This is a genomic window from Acinetobacter lwoffii (assembly GCF_024129685.1).
In the GTDB taxonomy this organism is placed as follows: domain Bacteria; phylum Pseudomonadota; class Gammaproteobacteria; order Pseudomonadales; family Moraxellaceae; genus Acinetobacter; species Acinetobacter lwoffii_X.
On record NZ_JAMXXL010000022.1, the window covers coordinates 1 to 15,263 of the forward strand.

Genomic DNA, 15,263 nt, shown 5'->3' on the forward strand with positions numbered 1-15,263 from the left:
CGTAAAATAAGGAATTAAGACTGATCACGAAGCTTCACAAGCTTCACGTAGTTGTCTGAACAGACTTCCCTGTAGATAAGGGATTAAGACCGTTCGCCTGCAATAAACGCGTTATCAACCATGGTCTGAACAGACTTCCTGAGCCTTTCTGAGAAACACTGTTTCGAAGAAGGCGTAAAATAAGGGATTAAGACGCATCTTGCACACCCTCAAGCGTAGCGCCGTCACGTCTGAACAGACTTCCCTGTAGATAAGGGATGAACGAGGAACAGCAAAGCACTGCTTTGCCCGAGTGCAAGACCAAAGCTTTACTTGAGTTAGACGTGCACCCTCGATAGTATCTTTTAGATTCTTCCCTAAATATGCAATTTTAAAAGCCATCAAGACAGCATCTTGATGGCTTTTTATAAGCTTACGTTTTAAAAATAGATCAAAAATATCTCTTATTCTCTATACACCAAGCGAACTAGAGGGTAAGAAAATGACGTGTTATTTGAATTTCGAAGATATTGCATTAGGCTTAAGCGTACATGCCTATAAACGACGTACACAACGCGGTATACAGCAACAACATATTGCACATTTATTACGTTTTGGTCGTAAACAATTTCACCGCCATGCGATTTACTACAGCATTGGTCATAAAGAAATAAATAAGTATGCCGATATTTGCCCGATGCTTAAAAATATGAATGGCATGCATTTGGTCACAGCCACCAATGGCAAAGTCCTGACCATGTTCCGCAACCGGGACTTCAGCCTGCTCAAAAAATAAAAACAGGAAAAAAACCATGGATTTTGTATTGTATCCATTGATTATGTACATCCTTTTCAGTTGCTAAATCGCACCATTCATTTGACGTTTAAAAGCGTATGGAGAAATATTAATGAATCCTTTAGTTCCACAAACTGCGGGCTTAATGGCAGTACAAGAAGGCATTAAAGCCGTTAGTAATATGGTGAGTGAAATTGCGCACTATAAACGTGCTGTTGCTGAATTAGAATTTCAACGCAAACAAATGCATGAGCAATCAAAGATCATACGTGCAGAGATTGAGCTCAATCATAAGAAAGAAATCAAACGTATTGATGCATTATCTAGCGCATTCAAAACTTGCTTAAAACACAATAAGCAATTCATTATCTTGCAAAAACAACAGCAAGATCATGCCCAAGAGCAATGCATAATGATCTTAAATTTGATTGCACAAGAACAAGATCCAACGAACAAAACGGCATTGATGTCATTGTGGCAACAGATGCTTAAACAAATTGAGTTAAACCGTGAAGAAACCTCACGTTTAAATCAAACACTCATGGATGCGTATCATCAATTTGGTATTGATCTATCTCGTCCACAATTAGATCTAAAAGATGTTGGTTGAACAAAGGGGAAATGAAATGCTACCCATACTCGCAGGTGTTGCTATCGGAGCAGCCGTTCTTTATTTACTTGATGCCGAAACCCAATCACAGCATGATCGCTGGGAACGTAAACGTAGCCAAGTACGTCGTGAAACTGCACAACAACGTGAAAAAATTCAAGCCGCGTTAAAAAGTACAGCAGAATATCAGGAATATAAAAAATACATTGAAATGCATCATGCGTCTAAACAAACTGCAGATCAAGCATTTGAATTATATGCAAGTACAAAAAAAGTGCTGAATGGTTTATATACCCAACTAAAATGCTCAGGAGAGACCATTGGCCAACTCAAACAACAGCGTGAAGAAGCTTCGGGGGCTGAAAAAGAGCAAATTCAACAGATACTTAGGCAACAACGTGACATTCATGCCCAAATAAAAACAGCAATCGACGGATATAAAGCTGAAAGTGAGAGCTTTTTAAAAGATCTACGTAGCTTAAATGAAGCTACTGCTCAACTTAAACAGCATATACGTTTACATACTGGAAAACCTGGACGTGAATGGTTTGCTCGACTTGAACAGCGCCGTTTAGGCGCTTAGTTCTTTTACTGTAAAGTTTGTTGTCATTTACTTAAGCAAATGTTTGAATCGGTCTCTTAGACTCTGTTGCATTTTTTGCTCATCACCAAGTGATGCAAGAATATCATTTTGTTGATCTTCTGGTTTTACGCCGTGGGCTAGTGCATTACGAAGATAAGTAAGTTTTCTAAAAGAATCTTTGTTTTTTAGTTTATTTTGGGCATCTTTACGAATAGAAAAATCGTTTTCATCTTGTTTTTGTTCGTAAAGATATTGAGAAATCATCCCTTCCATAGCGTAAATTACTGCTCGCAAATAATCACGACGTGAAAAATACTCTTGTGCCAACTGCTGTTCACGTAAACCACGGTTAGCGGCTTTAAACCAAGTTAAACGCTTCATTAATTGCGTCTTGAATAAATTAAATATAGGGGTATTGATCTGTTCAAGTTTGGCAAATAGAGTAGATAACTTTTCTTTTGCTTTACTGCTATTGGAAGTTCTTTCGTAGAAAGCAGCTTGCTTAAGCTGCTCGACATCCGAAAGAGTTAGCCCCTCTTTGATTAATAGTTCAGAAAATTCACCATAATCGCCATCTTTGTCAAATTTACCTAAAGCATCAATCCAATCTAATAAGTTCAACAATCCATCTAGCTTGAGTACAGGTGTGCCTTCTGCTGATGTCATATCCAGAGCGCCATAGTAAATATGCTGTACATGAACAAACTTAAGGACTTTTAAAAACCGAGCTGCAACCAAAGACAGCATTGGAAGATGCCGGAAGCCGTGAGTAACATCTAGTATAATGTCTTCATGTTCGGACAGCGCATTCGCTAAAACGGATAAAATCTCAATCTGTTCCTGCGTAGTTCGTGCAAAAGGAATTAAGATACACCTTACTTGTACATTTAACTGCTGCTGTAAATACTGTTCAAAAGGCTGCAACAATTCTTCAGTCACTGACGATGTTTTTACGGCATCACTTAAGGAAAACCATTGTTCTTCAAGTGCGTCACTGCCTGCCTCTAAGAATACATCCCACATGCTGCTTGACGTTCCAAGCAGAATGACTTTTTCTGCTTCAAGTTTTTTCTGCAGTGCTAGACCAATATATTTCTGATGGGCATAGACGTCACCATCATCAAAAATATAATCGGTATCCCGATAGCCGCTATTATGTTGACCTTTTCCTAAAAAACTCACCAATGTAACCATTAGCAGACCTGCTCTATTTTATACTGCCCCAAGCCATGTGTGGCATTTTTGCCTAAATGAATCGTTTGACCAAACTCCAACAAAGGTAGCCATGGGTCGAGAAAACCGGATAATTCATAAGTTCCAATAAGCCCTTGCAGCTGAATCTGCTGCTTTTGTCTGTTCGAAAATCTGATGATTTGATTCTTATTCAGTTTAATCGCTTGACCTTGCATTTCATCCAATGCAGGCTTCAACTGTTCAAATTCAATCGGCATTACTTCCCCATGTTGTCTGCAGTAATTTTGGATACGCTGATACAGACGCAATAAAACTTGCTGTGGATGCAATTTAGATCCCTCTAAAATATACTGACCATCGTGTTTGAGCCTGACAGGACTTTCAAAAATCAAACGCAATCTTTTGGCTTGTATTGTCTGAACAGGATTAAATTCCGAAATATAAGCAGGGAAAAACTTATTGATTAAAGGATCATATAAGGTCGCATCGCCTTGGCTAATCTTGACCAATGTACACATAATCCGCTGATGAGTTAGACCTCGCTCTAAAGCTTTTTGCCAAGCAAACATTACGATGGGTAAATCATCAATCGCCTTGCCTACCAATGACATCGAAAAAGACCAGTGCTGTCCTTTTTCAATTTTTTGATTACTTAAATGTGCAACTTGTAATGCATACGGGTTTTGAGCTTGACCATATTGAGAAATGTCATCAAACAATTTCTCAGTTTCAAAAATACGAATGTAACTACAATTATGTTTTAGCGGACATAGATTACAGTCAGGCATACGTGTAATACAGGCGATCTTCCTTAAAGAATGCCCAAATGCCCCTCGGAGCATTGAACCAGAAAAAGCAGGAAGAATAAGATCTTCTTCCTGCTTAACATGTATTTGAAATTGAAGTGCTTTTAAACTCACAATGCAGGCACCATTTTTAGAAGCTCTTTCGGTTTGTTGGCTTTTGGATCAATCCCTAATTGTTTAAAAATAGCTTTTGCCTCTTCACGCAGTGTGGCTTTATCTTCAGCAGACCATGCTTGTGCTACAATAATTAACTCACGCAATTCATTATATAAAGCACTGCCAGCACCTTTTGAAGTTTTATCCTGCTCGGCTTTTAACTTCAGTTCAAAAATCAACTGTTGTTCTTCCGTCATTTGAGCTTTTTTAGCTTCTAGAGCTTCTTTCGCAGCTTGCTCCTGCTGCTGCTTTTCGAGCTTTGCTTGCTCTGCTTGAGCTTGCTGTGCTCGCTGCTCCTCTAGCTGCTGCTGGGCGTCATGTTTTTCATGCTTCAGCTGCACTGCCTGTTCCTGTAAAACTTTAGAACCGCGTTTGACAGCAAGTTGATCTAAAAGCTCTGCGGTTTTAGGCAAATGAACACCTTGCTGCTGCACAAGCACCCAACCGAATGGCAGTAAGCCATGCTTTTGTTTAACATCAATTTCAGCTGCTAAACGGACTTCCGTGGTTTCAGAACGCTCCTCATTGGGCTGATCTTTGGGTGTAAGAATTTTGATACGCTTCAAACCATCCAGCGTTTTATCTTGTGCACCACTAAATTTACCTAAACGCAAAACAAAAATTTTGTTTGCTTTCAGCATCGTTTCCCATTCAGATTCAATCAGATGATTAATTGCTGCTACATAGTTCGAATCCAAATAATCAGCCTGCTGACTTAACTGTTCTAACTCAAGTTTCAGTTTAGGTAAATAATATGCATTACAAACTTTTGCCACTTCAGCAAAAGAAGTTGGAATAGCTGTATTTTGCTTGTGGTCAAATGCTTCAACAAACCGCAGATCCGAAGTGAACGCCTGAAAACGATATGGAGAAATAACTTCCATATACGTTGAAACGCCTTCAGCCGGTTCATAATTTGCTTTAGGTTTACGTTTACGACTCACGGAAAACATAATTTCTGTCGGCAAGTAGCTATGCTGATATTCAGCATCACTGACTTTAAAAAACTTCATCGGGTCTTCATTGACACGGCTGTAACTTAAAACCTTTTCCTGAACTTTTTTACTGCCTTGACGATCACTCGCTAAACGTTTTAATTCAGCAATATCATGCTGAGCAAGATCATTCACGATCGCCGTGCGTATTGCCCCTTTTAATGCACTTCCTGGAATCACAGGTACATGCTTATGAGGATGAATAAAGGTCCGTGAAATTTGCAAACGATTAACAACCCGTTTATTGCCAGTTTCACGTTGTGCAATCTGTCCAATACGGCTTTTATAGAAAGTTAAAAAACCTTGTGAAACCGGCAAACTGTAAAATGCTAGTTTGGATAAATCCTTAGAATATTCTCGAATCAGTCTTTGGATTGACAGAATCATGTCATCGCCACGCTGACTTTCCAAAGCATTGCTTAACTTACTCAAATTGCCTTTTAAGGCATAAGATAATGCTAACTCATCAAAATGATGCAGCCAACCGTCATCTGTAATCACATAATTTGTTGGATAAAAATCATCCCCGCTGCCTAATTGCACAGGGCTTAAGGTTGTGATTTGCACAGCTTTAGATTCGATAAAATTCATCTGTCAGCTCCTTGCTCGATTTGAACACTTAGGACTGGGGCATAACCTTGATGTACAGTTTGCTGAATCGTTTTTGAAATACCTGTCACACCTCGTCCAATAAACAGCTTTGAGCTCATCGACTGTGGTGTGAATACACTGCCCGTTTCAGCCATCAATACGGGATTTTTAAAAGGACTTCCCATATAGACTGCTTCTGCACCATGCCGTCCAAATTTCACTGTTGTAGTGTAATAGCAGTCTCTAGGCTTCCATTGCCCGCCTTGCGGTAAACACGGTCCTAAAGTCAAATAAGCATTATGTTCCGACTTAGTTGTAAAATCACATGCATCTATTGAAAGCAGCGTGAATTTACCTAAGCCTGAAGAAGCTTCTTTACCATAACCGAAGGCACCTATCTGTTCAAAAACAGCGGTGAATTCCTGAATTGAAAAACGTGACTCATCCAAAACGATGTAGCAATCAAAAACAGCCTTTGGATGAAACCATATCAGCTTTCTCTGGTAAGGTGAGAATCCTTCTTCAGCATCACCCGTTGAACCTGTGATTCGACTAAGGCTATTATGCGTACGCGTATTTTCAACCTGCCATTCATATTGTGAATGGTGATTTTCATCTGTTAGATCAAAGTCTGAAGTCGCATATTGCCCCCATGTTTGACAGGATGCTTTAAGCAATTCCTCTTCAAATTTTATCCACTTGCGTTTCTTAATCTGCTTACGTTTTGAAGCATCACTTAAATCAAAACCTAACATTTCCAAAGGCAAATGCGGACGAGGCAATTTATTTTCTGGAATCGGCTGACCAACGACTAAAAATGGCTGATCTTCAGTGTAGCCTGTCAGTAATTCGTTCAACTTAGTTTCACCAAACTGATGACGAATTGCCCAGCACACATGACCGAACAGCGTATCTGCAGCCAATGCTGTCACAAATGCACTGTCAGGGCGTATCTTTACCCTATAAAGCTGATAACTCATGGATAGCCCCAACTTATGCAAATGCATTTAACTGATCAAAAGTCTGCTGAATATCCTGATTATTCTGTTTTAATCCTATAAATTTAATTTTGCCGTAACCACGGGAACCACTGCCACCAATACCATCAAGTTCTAACAGCTTTAGCCCTGATAAGACAGTCTTCAACAGCTGTTCTGTATCATCATTTTCAAGCTGACGAATAGTGACTTTAAAGTTAAATTGTGCACCAGATGGTACCCGCTCACTTTGACGTGGATGCTCTGCAACACCTTTAATACGGTCAATCACGTTTTCACTCTTCGCCTCGGTGAAGCTTTGGGCATTTATCAAACGCTCATTAGTCCAGTTTTCCGTCAAATGTGCATCCCATACACTGATACGCGTAGGTCCAAGTTCTTCGGCTAAATCAGCAGCATTCGCATCACCTGAGATACCAAAAACTTGAGCGATTAATTTTGCTTGTGCATATTTTTTTTCATCGTTTTTCAGCTTAGCCAAGGTGTTTTTATCTACTGGTTTGCCATTTGATACACTCACGGTTCCAGCTTTCCATTCAAGCATTGCACGCATTTTGCCTTTTAAACTCGAACCGGGAATATAAGGTTGATTATTAAATGGATGTTTCAATACTGGGTTATCGATACCGCCAATATGTAGTTCTTCTGAACCTGCGCCAATATGTAAACCAGTTACTAATTCTAAAGTAGCGTCTAAAGTAATAATATTATTTAATTGCATGATAAATCTCTAAAAATTAAATTATTTTGGTCCATAAACTTTATAAAAGCCCATAAATGCTTCAAAAAACAGCTTGCAGTTTCTCAAGGTAGATCGATCACTGACTTGGGCAATACACTCACGCATTAAATCTACATATTCCTGAGTGACATGGTCACGGCCTTTAGCATAAGTCACTTTGGCAATCAGCATTTTGATCAAAGGAATACTTTCTTTAAACTGCTGATCATTCATTTGGCGTGAACGAGATTCCCAATTTAAAATTTCATCATAAAAACCGCGCAGCTGAGTACTACGGTTTTTTCTCTGCTGCCCAGCATCTGCAATATGCTGAGCATAGTGCTCAGCAACATCAGAAAATAATGTATCACTCGGCTCTTTTAAATTAATTGCCATTTTCTAATTCCCCTTATTTATGCTGATTTTCGATAACGGTAAAGATGTGTTGTGACGGCTACACGGTAACGTCCTTTAAATTTTTCTAAGTTTTTGGCAAATATCACTGCCAGATCAGAACTACTTTTTCTTAACGCATCTTTATTGCCCTTATAAGCAGGCAGTGATTCTAAGTGCCGGTAAATCTTGTAATATAGCTGTGAACGCCAAAGTGTCATCTCTGGCTGCAAATGTTCTTGCTCAGCCATATCACACCATGTCAGTAAAGCATATAAAAAGGCTGTACTTAACCCATATTGTGTCTGTATGTCTTTAAGATCGTGACATGCTTGAACGACTTGTTCAAAATCACTCCACTTCATGACTTGCTCTAGGCAATACACATTGTTCTTAGATGCTTCGCCTTGCGGATCTAGCGCATTTTTTGCAAGTTCTAATGCTGATTCAGTACGCTCGGCTAACTGATTCACAGGTGCACCAGGCTTGGTCAGCAACACTCCTGCAGAAAAGTGTAATTTTTCATTGTTGGCACAATATTCATGAAATTTATTTCGCATTTCTGCAGCCAAACAAATAATTTCATACCAAGGACCAATCAGAAAAAAGTCATCACCACCTGCAAACACCGTATAGCTATTACGGTATTTCTCCTTGCATAGTGCTGGCAAATACACTGCAAAAAATGCATTCACCTGACGTGAAAGCAAGGCACTTTTGGTAAAACTAGGACGTTTTTGGCCTTGCTGAAATATGGTACCTAAATTATCAATATCTCCTTTAAGCACTGCTAAAGCAGCAATGCCGTGCCATTTAGAATTTTCATTCAGCTGTTTATTATCATAGGCTAAATGATTGAAGTTCTTTAAAACACCAGTTTCGATATTCCTTTCTGCTTCAGGATAACGGCTCAAATCCAAAGCATCTGGAATGCTATTAAATACAGGCACGTAGCTATTAATATGACGCTTTGCATAACCATGCCAAGCGTGATCCTCCATATTTTGAGCTAAACTGAAATCATAAAAACGTTGAATCTTATGCTCTTGAATACTTGGTCCAAATTTACCTGAAATCTCTTCATCTTCAGTAAATCGGATGCTGTATCCAAATAAACTGACTTTTAATGATTTATCACTTTGATCAATGGACTCTTTTGAAATAATCAAACGTTGAAGTGCGGGTTTTGCTAAAGCTTCTCCCACAATGACATGATCACGAGATAGATCACTTACTGCCACCGAATTTCTAAATTGCATTGTGGCAGGAGCAAAACCGCTGAGCTCACAAACACCTAAACGATTGTCAAAAGAATCAAGATAGCCTTCGAACACAGTTGGACGTAAATCAGATCCACATAGATCAAAATTGGAAAGTTTTTTGCGTTCAAGCACAGCGAACAGTTTTTTCATGACCTGCTGGAAGTTATTATCAGTATCCTGAAGCTTAAACTGTTCTTCATCTACAGCTGTCCAAGCTAATCCTAGCGAAGATAAACCATAGGTATATTTTAAGAACCATTCATTCAATTCAGTCTGAATTTTTTCTAGGGCCAAAATATTTTGCGCTGTATTTCCTGCGACAATCAGAAATTTGCCAGCTGCATTTTGAACAATACTTGAACTGTTTAATCCAAGATTTTCGACAATCTTTAACGCGGCACATTCAACCATCAAAGATACGTAAAATGAACGTCCACGCAAAAGCTTAGCTGCATGTTTAGCCGTGTCTCCACCGCTCGCAAAAATAAAGTTTTGGATACCGAAGAAATCACCTTGTATCAATAAATACGGTGTATCTATATCTGGTGCTTGTTTCTTCGCGATCAGCAGTGCTGAGCTTACTTTTGCTAGATCGTATGCAGATGATTCTGAAATAAAGTCGTTCGAAACCACTGCAGGCATTGCTTGTGCATAGATTTGCCAAAGGCTATCGAAATGATCTAGCCACATATTTAGATTTTGTTGATGACTTATTGGGATTTTTTTCAAATCATGGATAAATTTATCCCAAAGCACCGTGTAAGTCTGACCAAGTGAGTTTTCAGATGGAAATAATGATATTGGGCTTAAAGGATTTAAAGGTTGTTTATATTGCAGTTCACTGGTTTGTTTATCTTGCTGAATCTGTTCCAACAAACTAAACAAACGTCTATTCTGAGCGTCCTTTAAAGAAACCCCTTTCTGATAGTTATCAAAAAACTGTTTTTTTGATTGATCATTTAGACCCAAAGCTATAGCAACACTCTGTGCCAACATGTTCTGTTCAGAAAGAGACGACAATTCCTGAATAATAGAATCTTTATATTTCTTAAATGTATTTGGTAAAAAAACCTCAAGTTTGCTGTAAAGCTGATTGAGTTCTTCACACGTTGGTAAACTTTCCTGAAATGCAATAATTTCTGCTCTTTGGGCAAAACTGACAACTTGTAAAAAATAACTGCTCCACGTTGCCAGAGCTTGCTCGATTTGCTGTTCAGCAACCGACATTATAGTACCCCCTTCTTAATAACTATTTTTTAAAAACTACCAATAATTTCAATGTTTGAATCATGCAGCTCAAGTGCATATTTACCTTGTAAGGCTAGCTTTTGTTCTTTACTTAATCCTTTTGTACCACGTAATCGTGCAATATTTTTAATCTCGATTTTATTAGCTAAGTCTAAACCAAACGTTTTCTTAAATGCTTTTAAAACTGCAGTTTTTCGCTCATCAAAGAATGTACGTTCCATTCCAAACTGCAAAGTTTCTTCCACTTGATCATTTCCCATAAAGCCCTTTAATGGCTTGTAAAAACTGAGATAATCTTCTGCCAATTTGATCATTTGTGGATAAATAACTTTATTTGCAGATGATGCAACAATTCCTTTTTCAGGTGCAACAATATCATCTGCTCTATTTAATTTATTTTTTACAAACCAATAATAAAAAGCAAATTCGCGAGATGACAATTCACACTCTTTTTGACCAACAATTACTTTTTGCTGCTTTACATCTAAAATGAGTTTAATTGGTTGTGATGCCATGTTGATTGCATTCACCACATCACTAAAGTTTGATTTTTTGATCAGACTTTCTTCAGGTAATGAGGTACGTAAACGTACAAAAGGAATCTGCGCCAACCACACTTGAGCATCTTTAGAAAGACCGATGGTTTTATTTTCTCGATCAATAATGAAATCGTTTTCATTTTTTGATGGATAGTAGAAATTAATTCCTTTTTCAAATTTTTCATCAACTAACACATGTGACATACGGTCTTGCGCACGTCCATATAGGGATAACGCATAACCTGCATAAAACCCCATGGTTTTACGACCACCTGCAATTGAAACATGCAAGCTCACTTTTTCATCAGAACTAAAATGGCGAATTTTTTCACAAATTAAATTAGCTGCAAATTCATTTTCTTCGGGCGTTCTTAAGTCTTCAAGCTCATTACCTTCTTGATCGGTAAAACAGTGCAGAAAGTTCTCCTCTAATCTCAGATTAGCAATTTGAGCATATTCGTTTTTCATTCGAGTAAGAATCTTATCCTTGCCCAATAGTTTATTTTTTACTTCATTTAAACCATAACGTGTACTGATGATATGAACTTCATCTGGAATCCATTGTTCATTATTCTGTGGATCACATGCTAACGCCCAAATCGTTTCTGTAATGATTTGAGGTGTTCCGCCCGTCACAAGCAATAAAATATTTTTTTTCATCATTATAAACCTCAAAGTCAAATAATATTATTGAAATAATTCACATTTTTCCAGATATTCTACAACTAAAGCATATACATTTTCGAGTAAATCTTGTGGTTTTTGACTTGCATCAACCCATTGATACTGCATATGTGAAAAACTCAGCTGATTTTTATGCTGTAGTAAAAATTCATAAGCGTTTTTTGCCTGCAATAAACGATCAACCTGCTCATCATAAATACCATAATGACGTTTACGTTGCTCAAGGCGCGTTAATGTCACCTCTAAAGGCAAATCAAGATACAAAACTAAATCAGGCAATGGCACTAGAAATTCTTTTTGACGAATTTGATCCAGATATGGCAACAAACGCTTCAGATCATCATGCGGCCAACGTGTTACATAACTCGTTAAAATACTGCGATCACCTAGAACCAGTGATCGATCAAAATCAATTTGAGATGCGTGATAATTCGCACGGGCGGTGTATAAAGAATCAAGAAAAATATCATCCTGACAATAGTCAGAATATGCTTTTTCCCACCATATTTCTTTCGGCATTGCTTTGGTCGGTGCGAACATTTGGAAATCAATTCCATCTTGTTGCAACTTCCTTTTTAAATTTTCAAGCAAGGTCGATTTTCCTGTCCCTTTTGTTCCTTCAATTGCAATATACATCTACCCGTTTCTCTAATTTAAATACCAGCAAGTTGGCGTGTTTTAAACAACGCCACAACTTCAATATCAAAATGACGCGAGCCTATTTGAACCTCTTCAGCAATATCAGCAACATGAAGATGCATGATTTTTTCTGCTAAGGGTGCGTTATATGCCAAATGCTTGAGTTTGATATTGGTTTCATCAAAACCACGAATTTCCCATATTTCTTCTATTTCTGAGTCATCCGCTAAATCATAGCGACGTAATTTCACAATACTACCAATTTCAACTTGCTGGACATTACGCATACCATCATGAATATCAATAAATTTCATGACATCTAAACGGTCATTGAGTGTTTTAAGCGTATGGTTCAAATTCGCTTCGAGCTGTTGCATACGATTAAATTCTGGATTGTCATGCCAGCCATCACCTGACAGTTCAAAAGCGACTTGGCGATGATCACGAACTTGGTCATATTCCTTTTCTTTTTCAGTAATTTTCGCAAGTAAGTTTTCATATCCTATTTGAGTCATAAGAATCGTTTCTGCTAATGTCATCATTACATTACCCTTGTGATTTTTTTAAATTTTGCCTAGTTTTATCGTTGTTATCAGAATTCATAAGCTTGCAGTAATGCTTGAAAAGTATTCACACAATGTTGCAGCTCCTGATCTACATCTGATTCGGGATTCAGCTTTAAACCTTTTTTCAACAAATGCCTTTGTCGAACGACTTCCTCAATATCCCAGTTAGGGAAATGTGACAAACATACCGCTTTCAATGTTTGATGTGGTTGATAATCCGTCAGGTCATATCCATGCTGTAACAGCCACAACGTGATATATCGAAACAGCTGATCATAACGATTTAGATAAGACGACTTTTGCTGACACAACCTAGATAAACTATTCATCTCCTGCTGATAACGTAGTTCCACCTGCAGTTGACTGACAGATTGAATACGCTTCATTTGAAGAAGATCGATAAAAAGAGAGTGCTTAGGCAGCATAATCAAACTCCTGTGCCTTTAAATGCTGAAGAAATTGTAAAAGTGCGCCTGCCAACTGATCTTTATTGGCTTTTGGCGGCTGAATATTTGGATCAATCCCTGCATGCATCGGAATTAAGCGTGTTGTGCCTTGTTCGGTTGGGGCACTGCACATAATGGTTGCAACCAATTGATGTCCAGGATTGATAATTCGATGAAGCTTGCCTTTTGGCATGACATAATGATCACCGACTGTGTTCAATTGAACATGATCTAACTGTAATGGCTGACATCCCATTTCGGCTTTAAAAGCAGACCGTTCAGCAGTCTCAGCATGATATTCATATTCTTGAAACACCTGACCTTCTGCATGATCTTTCCAAATCTCACTTTTTAATGAACCTGCCAAGATGAGAGACGAAAAACTCCAGCGGTGATCATGAATATTTTCTTCACATGATTGACCCGCAAACCAAATGTGTAGACGTAATTTATAGCCACGGTCCAACAACACCACTTTAAGAAAGCCATTTCCATGCTGATATGAACGCTGACAAATCTGCTTCAAGCTAGACGTATCTTTTAAAATTGCTTCTAGCAATTCGATCATTTGTGTATTAGAAAAATGTGAAGCAAGCCAATCAGATAAAGCTGTATTGGCATCCTGATGAACAGCAAAAAACTGATCTAGCTGTGTTGCGTAGCTGTGTAATAAATCTTGTGCTTTAGTCTTCATCATGTGCTTCACCTTGTTCTTATCGTTGGTGAAGCTATTTAATAATTAATTTAGTTTTGGCTCAGATTTCACAAGCTTACAGTGTTATAAATTATAGAGATTGCCCCTGCGGACCTAGCAATTGAATGCCTGAAGGACTTATTCTACCCAACACCACTGCTCGGTGCAGAGGCATGCTCTTATAAAAACGCACATCATCTTCAACAGTAATCATCCTTTCTATCTTTCTAATCAGCTGTTTAAACTCAGTGATACTTAATGCTAAATAGAAGACTGAGTAATTAATTGAAATGCCTTGATTCGACAAGGTCTGATGCACTTTTCTCAAGCGCTTAGGGTGGCAAATATCATAGCTACAAATCCAATGCATTCGCTTTGCTGACATAAGACTTGACTCAACACGGAACACACTGATCAATCGTTTTTGCCCATTGGGATGCATTCATTCGAATATATTTCTTCCATACCTGAAAACGTCGTTCCCATAAAGGATAAAAAATTGCGCGTCCTTCTTTGTTTAAAACACAAGGGTATTGTTCAGATGAGGCAAAATGCACGGGCCTCAATTGCTCATTGAACAGTAATTGCATGACCCATTTTTCAATATCGCATCATATACGCTCAATAAGATCACATGCCAAAGAATAACGCCCATGTACTGGTTCATGGTAAAAGCCCAGCATCGGGTCGAGGGCATGCGCAGTTAAAGCGCGAGTACATTCCGCATAAATTAAGCTATAAGATAAAGACAGCAGTACATTGATCGGATCTTTGGGTGGTCTACGATTACGGCCTTGGAATTTAGCCCATGCAGGAGCAATGAGTGACATTACATAAAAAACAATTTTAGCGCTTGCCCCTTCCAGTCCACGCAACTGTTCAAGACTTTGGCAAGCATTGATCATTGTGATAATCGTTTTAATTCGTTCAATTATCTGTTCTTGTAATTTTGCTTCAATCTGATGTGTTTTGAACCAGTACTTTATTAGTTTAAACTGCTGTATGCTTTGAGCATAGACCAATTGCTTGGCATACCCTAGCCTACGCTCATCTTGATCCAATACCTCAAACTGTTTAATTTTACGATGCACAACTTTACTTGAGGGGGGAATATACTGTGCATGAGATTCACAAGTTCTAGGATCAAGAATAATCACTGGAATTCCTCGACTCGCACATGCGAGTAGAACATGACTATGTAATTGAGTTTTAGCGCTTATTACAATAGAAGAAAGATAAGCAAATGCAATAGATAAAGGTTTAGGTAACGAAGGGCTGTGTACTAATATTCTTTCACGATCTATATCGAGTTTTGTATCACGGCGATCTATATATAAAGTTTGCATGATCAATTTGTCCTATA

Annotated in this window: 17 protein-coding genes; 3 read left to right on the forward strand and 14 right to left on the reverse strand. The window is 38.3% G+C overall.

From position 1 onward, the window contains the following. The first annotated feature begins 481 nt into the window (after positions 1-481). From NI464_RS10930 to NI464_RS10940, 3 genes are all read left to right on the forward strand, one after another. The gene (locus NI464_RS10930; protein WP_004681132.1) at positions 482-775 is read left to right on the forward strand and encodes a hypothetical protein; all 294 of its coding nucleotides are present in this window, start codon (positions 482-484) and stop codon (positions 773-775) included. Between the two features lie 112 nt (positions 776-887). Then, positions 888-1,385: a hypothetical protein gene (locus NI464_RS10935; RefSeq protein WP_253138375.1), complete on the forward strand. Its 498-nt coding sequence runs from the start codon at positions 888-890 to the stop codon at positions 1,383-1,385. Between the two features lie 16 nt (positions 1,386-1,401). After that, entirely contained in the window at positions 1,402-1,968 is a 567-nt protein-coding gene (locus NI464_RS10940; protein ID WP_253138377.1) for a hypothetical protein, read from the forward strand. Between the two features lie 27 nt (positions 1,969-1,995). Here the strand turns inward: NI464_RS10940 and csx2 are convergent, their stop codons facing one another. From csx2 to cas1, 14 genes are all read right to left on the reverse strand, one after another. After that, positions 1,996-3,162: a TIGR02221 family CRISPR-associated protein gene (csx2, locus tag NI464_RS10945; protein WP_253138379.1), complete on the reverse strand. Its 1,167-nt coding sequence runs from the start codon at positions 3,160-3,162 to the stop codon at positions 1,996-1,998. Beyond that, positions 3,162-4,082, reverse strand: coding sequence for a CRISPR system precrRNA processing endoribonuclease RAMP protein Cas6 (gene cas6, locus NI464_RS15915; RefSeq protein ID WP_253138381.1), 921 nt, complete (start codon positions 4,080-4,082; stop codon positions 3,162-3,164). The genes csx2 and cas6 overlap by 1 nt, the downstream gene beginning before the upstream one ends. Next, on the reverse strand, positions 4,079-5,710 hold the full coding sequence (csm5, locus tag NI464_RS10955; protein ID WP_253138383.1) for a type III-A CRISPR-associated RAMP protein Csm5: 1,632 nt from the start codon (positions 5,708-5,710) through the stop codon (positions 4,079-4,081). Before csm5 ends, cas6 begins: the two co-directional genes overlap by 4 nt. Beyond that, entirely contained in the window at positions 5,707-6,690 is a 984-nt protein-coding gene (gene csm4, locus NI464_RS10960; protein WP_253138385.1) for a type III-A CRISPR-associated RAMP protein Csm4, read from the reverse strand. Before csm4 ends, csm5 begins: the two co-directional genes overlap by 4 nt. Before the next feature lie 13 nt (positions 6,691-6,703). Next, positions 6,704-7,429: a type III-A CRISPR-associated RAMP protein Csm3 gene (gene csm3, locus NI464_RS10965; protein ID WP_253138387.1), complete on the reverse strand. Its 726-nt coding sequence runs from the start codon at positions 7,427-7,429 to the stop codon at positions 6,704-6,706. A gap of 21 nt (positions 7,430-7,450) precedes the next feature. Further along, complete coding sequence (gene csm2 / locus NI464_RS10970; protein ID WP_253138389.1) at positions 7,451-7,825, reverse strand: type III-A CRISPR-associated protein Csm2; 375 nt, start codon at positions 7,823-7,825, stop codon at positions 7,451-7,453. Positions 7,826-7,842: 17 nt separating this feature from the next. Further along, a complete protein-coding gene (cas10, locus tag NI464_RS10975; protein ID WP_253138391.1) occupies positions 7,843-10,311 on the reverse strand; it encodes a type III-A CRISPR-associated protein Cas10/Csm1 in 2,469 nt (822 codons plus the stop codon). Positions 10,312-10,340: 29 nt separating this feature from the next. Further along, positions 10,341-11,531 carry a CRISPR-associated ring nuclease Csm6 gene (csm6, locus tag NI464_RS10980; RefSeq protein ID WP_253138393.1) on the reverse strand — a complete coding sequence of 397 codons (1,191 nt, stop codon included), beginning with the start codon at positions 11,529-11,531 and terminating at the stop codon, positions 10,341-10,343. Between the two features lie 27 nt (positions 11,532-11,558). After that, positions 11,559-12,191 (reverse strand): deoxynucleoside kinase, encoded by a 633-nt coding sequence (locus tag NI464_RS10985; RefSeq protein ID WP_253138395.1) that lies wholly within the window; start codon positions 12,189-12,191, stop codon positions 11,559-11,561. A gap of 17 nt (positions 12,192-12,208) precedes the next feature. Continuing rightward, complete coding sequence (locus NI464_RS10990) at positions 12,209-12,736, reverse strand: hypothetical protein (protein ID WP_253138398.1); 528 nt, start codon at positions 12,734-12,736, stop codon at positions 12,209-12,211. A gap of 50 nt (positions 12,737-12,786) precedes the next feature. Further along, positions 12,787-13,185, reverse strand: coding sequence for a hypothetical protein (locus NI464_RS10995; RefSeq protein WP_253138400.1), 399 nt, complete (start codon positions 13,183-13,185; stop codon positions 12,787-12,789). Then, positions 13,175-13,903, reverse strand: coding sequence for a hypothetical protein (locus NI464_RS11000; RefSeq protein ID WP_253138402.1), 729 nt, complete (start codon positions 13,901-13,903; stop codon positions 13,175-13,177). Before NI464_RS11000 ends, NI464_RS10995 begins: the two co-directional genes overlap by 11 nt. 88 nt (positions 13,904-13,991) lie before the next feature. Next, on the reverse strand, positions 13,992-14,285 hold the full coding sequence (gene cas2 / locus NI464_RS11005) for a CRISPR-associated endonuclease Cas2 (RefSeq protein ID WP_004780541.1): 294 nt from the start codon (positions 14,283-14,285) through the stop codon (positions 13,992-13,994). Positions 14,286-14,511: 226 nt separating this feature from the next. Then, on the reverse strand, positions 14,512-15,246 hold the full coding sequence (cas1, locus tag NI464_RS11010; protein WP_253138404.1) for a CRISPR-associated endonuclease Cas1: 735 nt from the start codon (positions 15,244-15,246) through the stop codon (positions 14,512-14,514). Positions 15,247-15,263 lie beyond the last annotated feature (17 nt).

Excerpts from the sequence above, each read along its gene's own strand:
- NI464_RS10930 (WP_004681132.1), top strand. The coding sequence starts at position 482 with ATGACGTGTTATTTGAATTTCGAAGATATTGCATTAGGCTTAAGCGTA.
- NI464_RS10935 (WP_253138375.1), top strand. The coding sequence starts at position 888 with ATGAATCCTTTAGTTCCACAAACTGCGGGCTTAATGGCAGTACAAGAA.
- NI464_RS10940 (WP_253138377.1), top strand. The coding sequence starts at position 1,402 with ATGCTACCCATACTCGCAGGTGTTGCTATCGGAGCAGCCGTTCTTTAT.
- csx2 (WP_253138379.1), bottom strand. The coding sequence starts at position 3,162 with ATGGTTACATTGGTGAGTTTTTTAGGAAAAGGTCAACATAATAGCGGC.
- csm5 (WP_253138383.1), bottom strand. The coding sequence starts at position 5,710 with ATGAATTTTATCGAATCTAAAGCTGTGCAAATCACAACCTTAAGCCCT.
- csm4 (WP_253138385.1), bottom strand. The coding sequence starts at position 6,690 with ATGAGTTATCAGCTTTATAGGGTAAAGATACGCCCTGACAGTGCATTT.
- csm3 (WP_253138387.1), bottom strand. The coding sequence starts at position 7,429 with ATGCAATTAAATAATATTATTACTTTAGACGCTACTTTAGAATTAGTA.
- csm2 (WP_253138389.1), bottom strand. The coding sequence starts at position 7,825 with ATGGCAATTAATTTAAAAGAGCCGAGTGATACATTATTTTCTGATGTT.
- cas10 (WP_253138391.1), bottom strand. The coding sequence starts at position 10,311 with ATGTCGGTTGCTGAACAGCAAATCGAGCAAGCTCTGGCAACGTGGAGC.
- csm6 (WP_253138393.1), bottom strand. The coding sequence starts at position 11,531 with ATGAAAAAAAATATTTTATTGCTTGTGACGGGCGGAACACCTCAAATC.
- NI464_RS10985 (WP_253138395.1), bottom strand. The coding sequence starts at position 12,191 with ATGTATATTGCAATTGAAGGAACAAAAGGGACAGGAAAATCGACCTTG.
- NI464_RS10990 (WP_253138398.1), bottom strand. The coding sequence starts at position 12,736 with ATGATGACATTAGCAGAAACGATTCTTATGACTCAAATAGGATATGAA.
- NI464_RS10995 (WP_253138400.1), bottom strand. The coding sequence starts at position 13,185 with ATGCTGCCTAAGCACTCTCTTTTTATCGATCTTCTTCAAATGAAGCGT.
- NI464_RS11000 (WP_253138402.1), bottom strand. The coding sequence starts at position 13,903 with ATGATGAAGACTAAAGCACAAGATTTATTACACAGCTACGCAACACAG.
- cas2 (WP_004780541.1), bottom strand. The coding sequence starts at position 14,285 with ATGTCAGCAAAGCGAATGCATTGGATTTGTAGCTATGATATTTGCCAC.
- cas1 (WP_253138404.1), bottom strand. The coding sequence starts at position 15,246 with ATGCAAACTTTATATATAGATCGCCGTGATACAAAACTCGATATAGAT.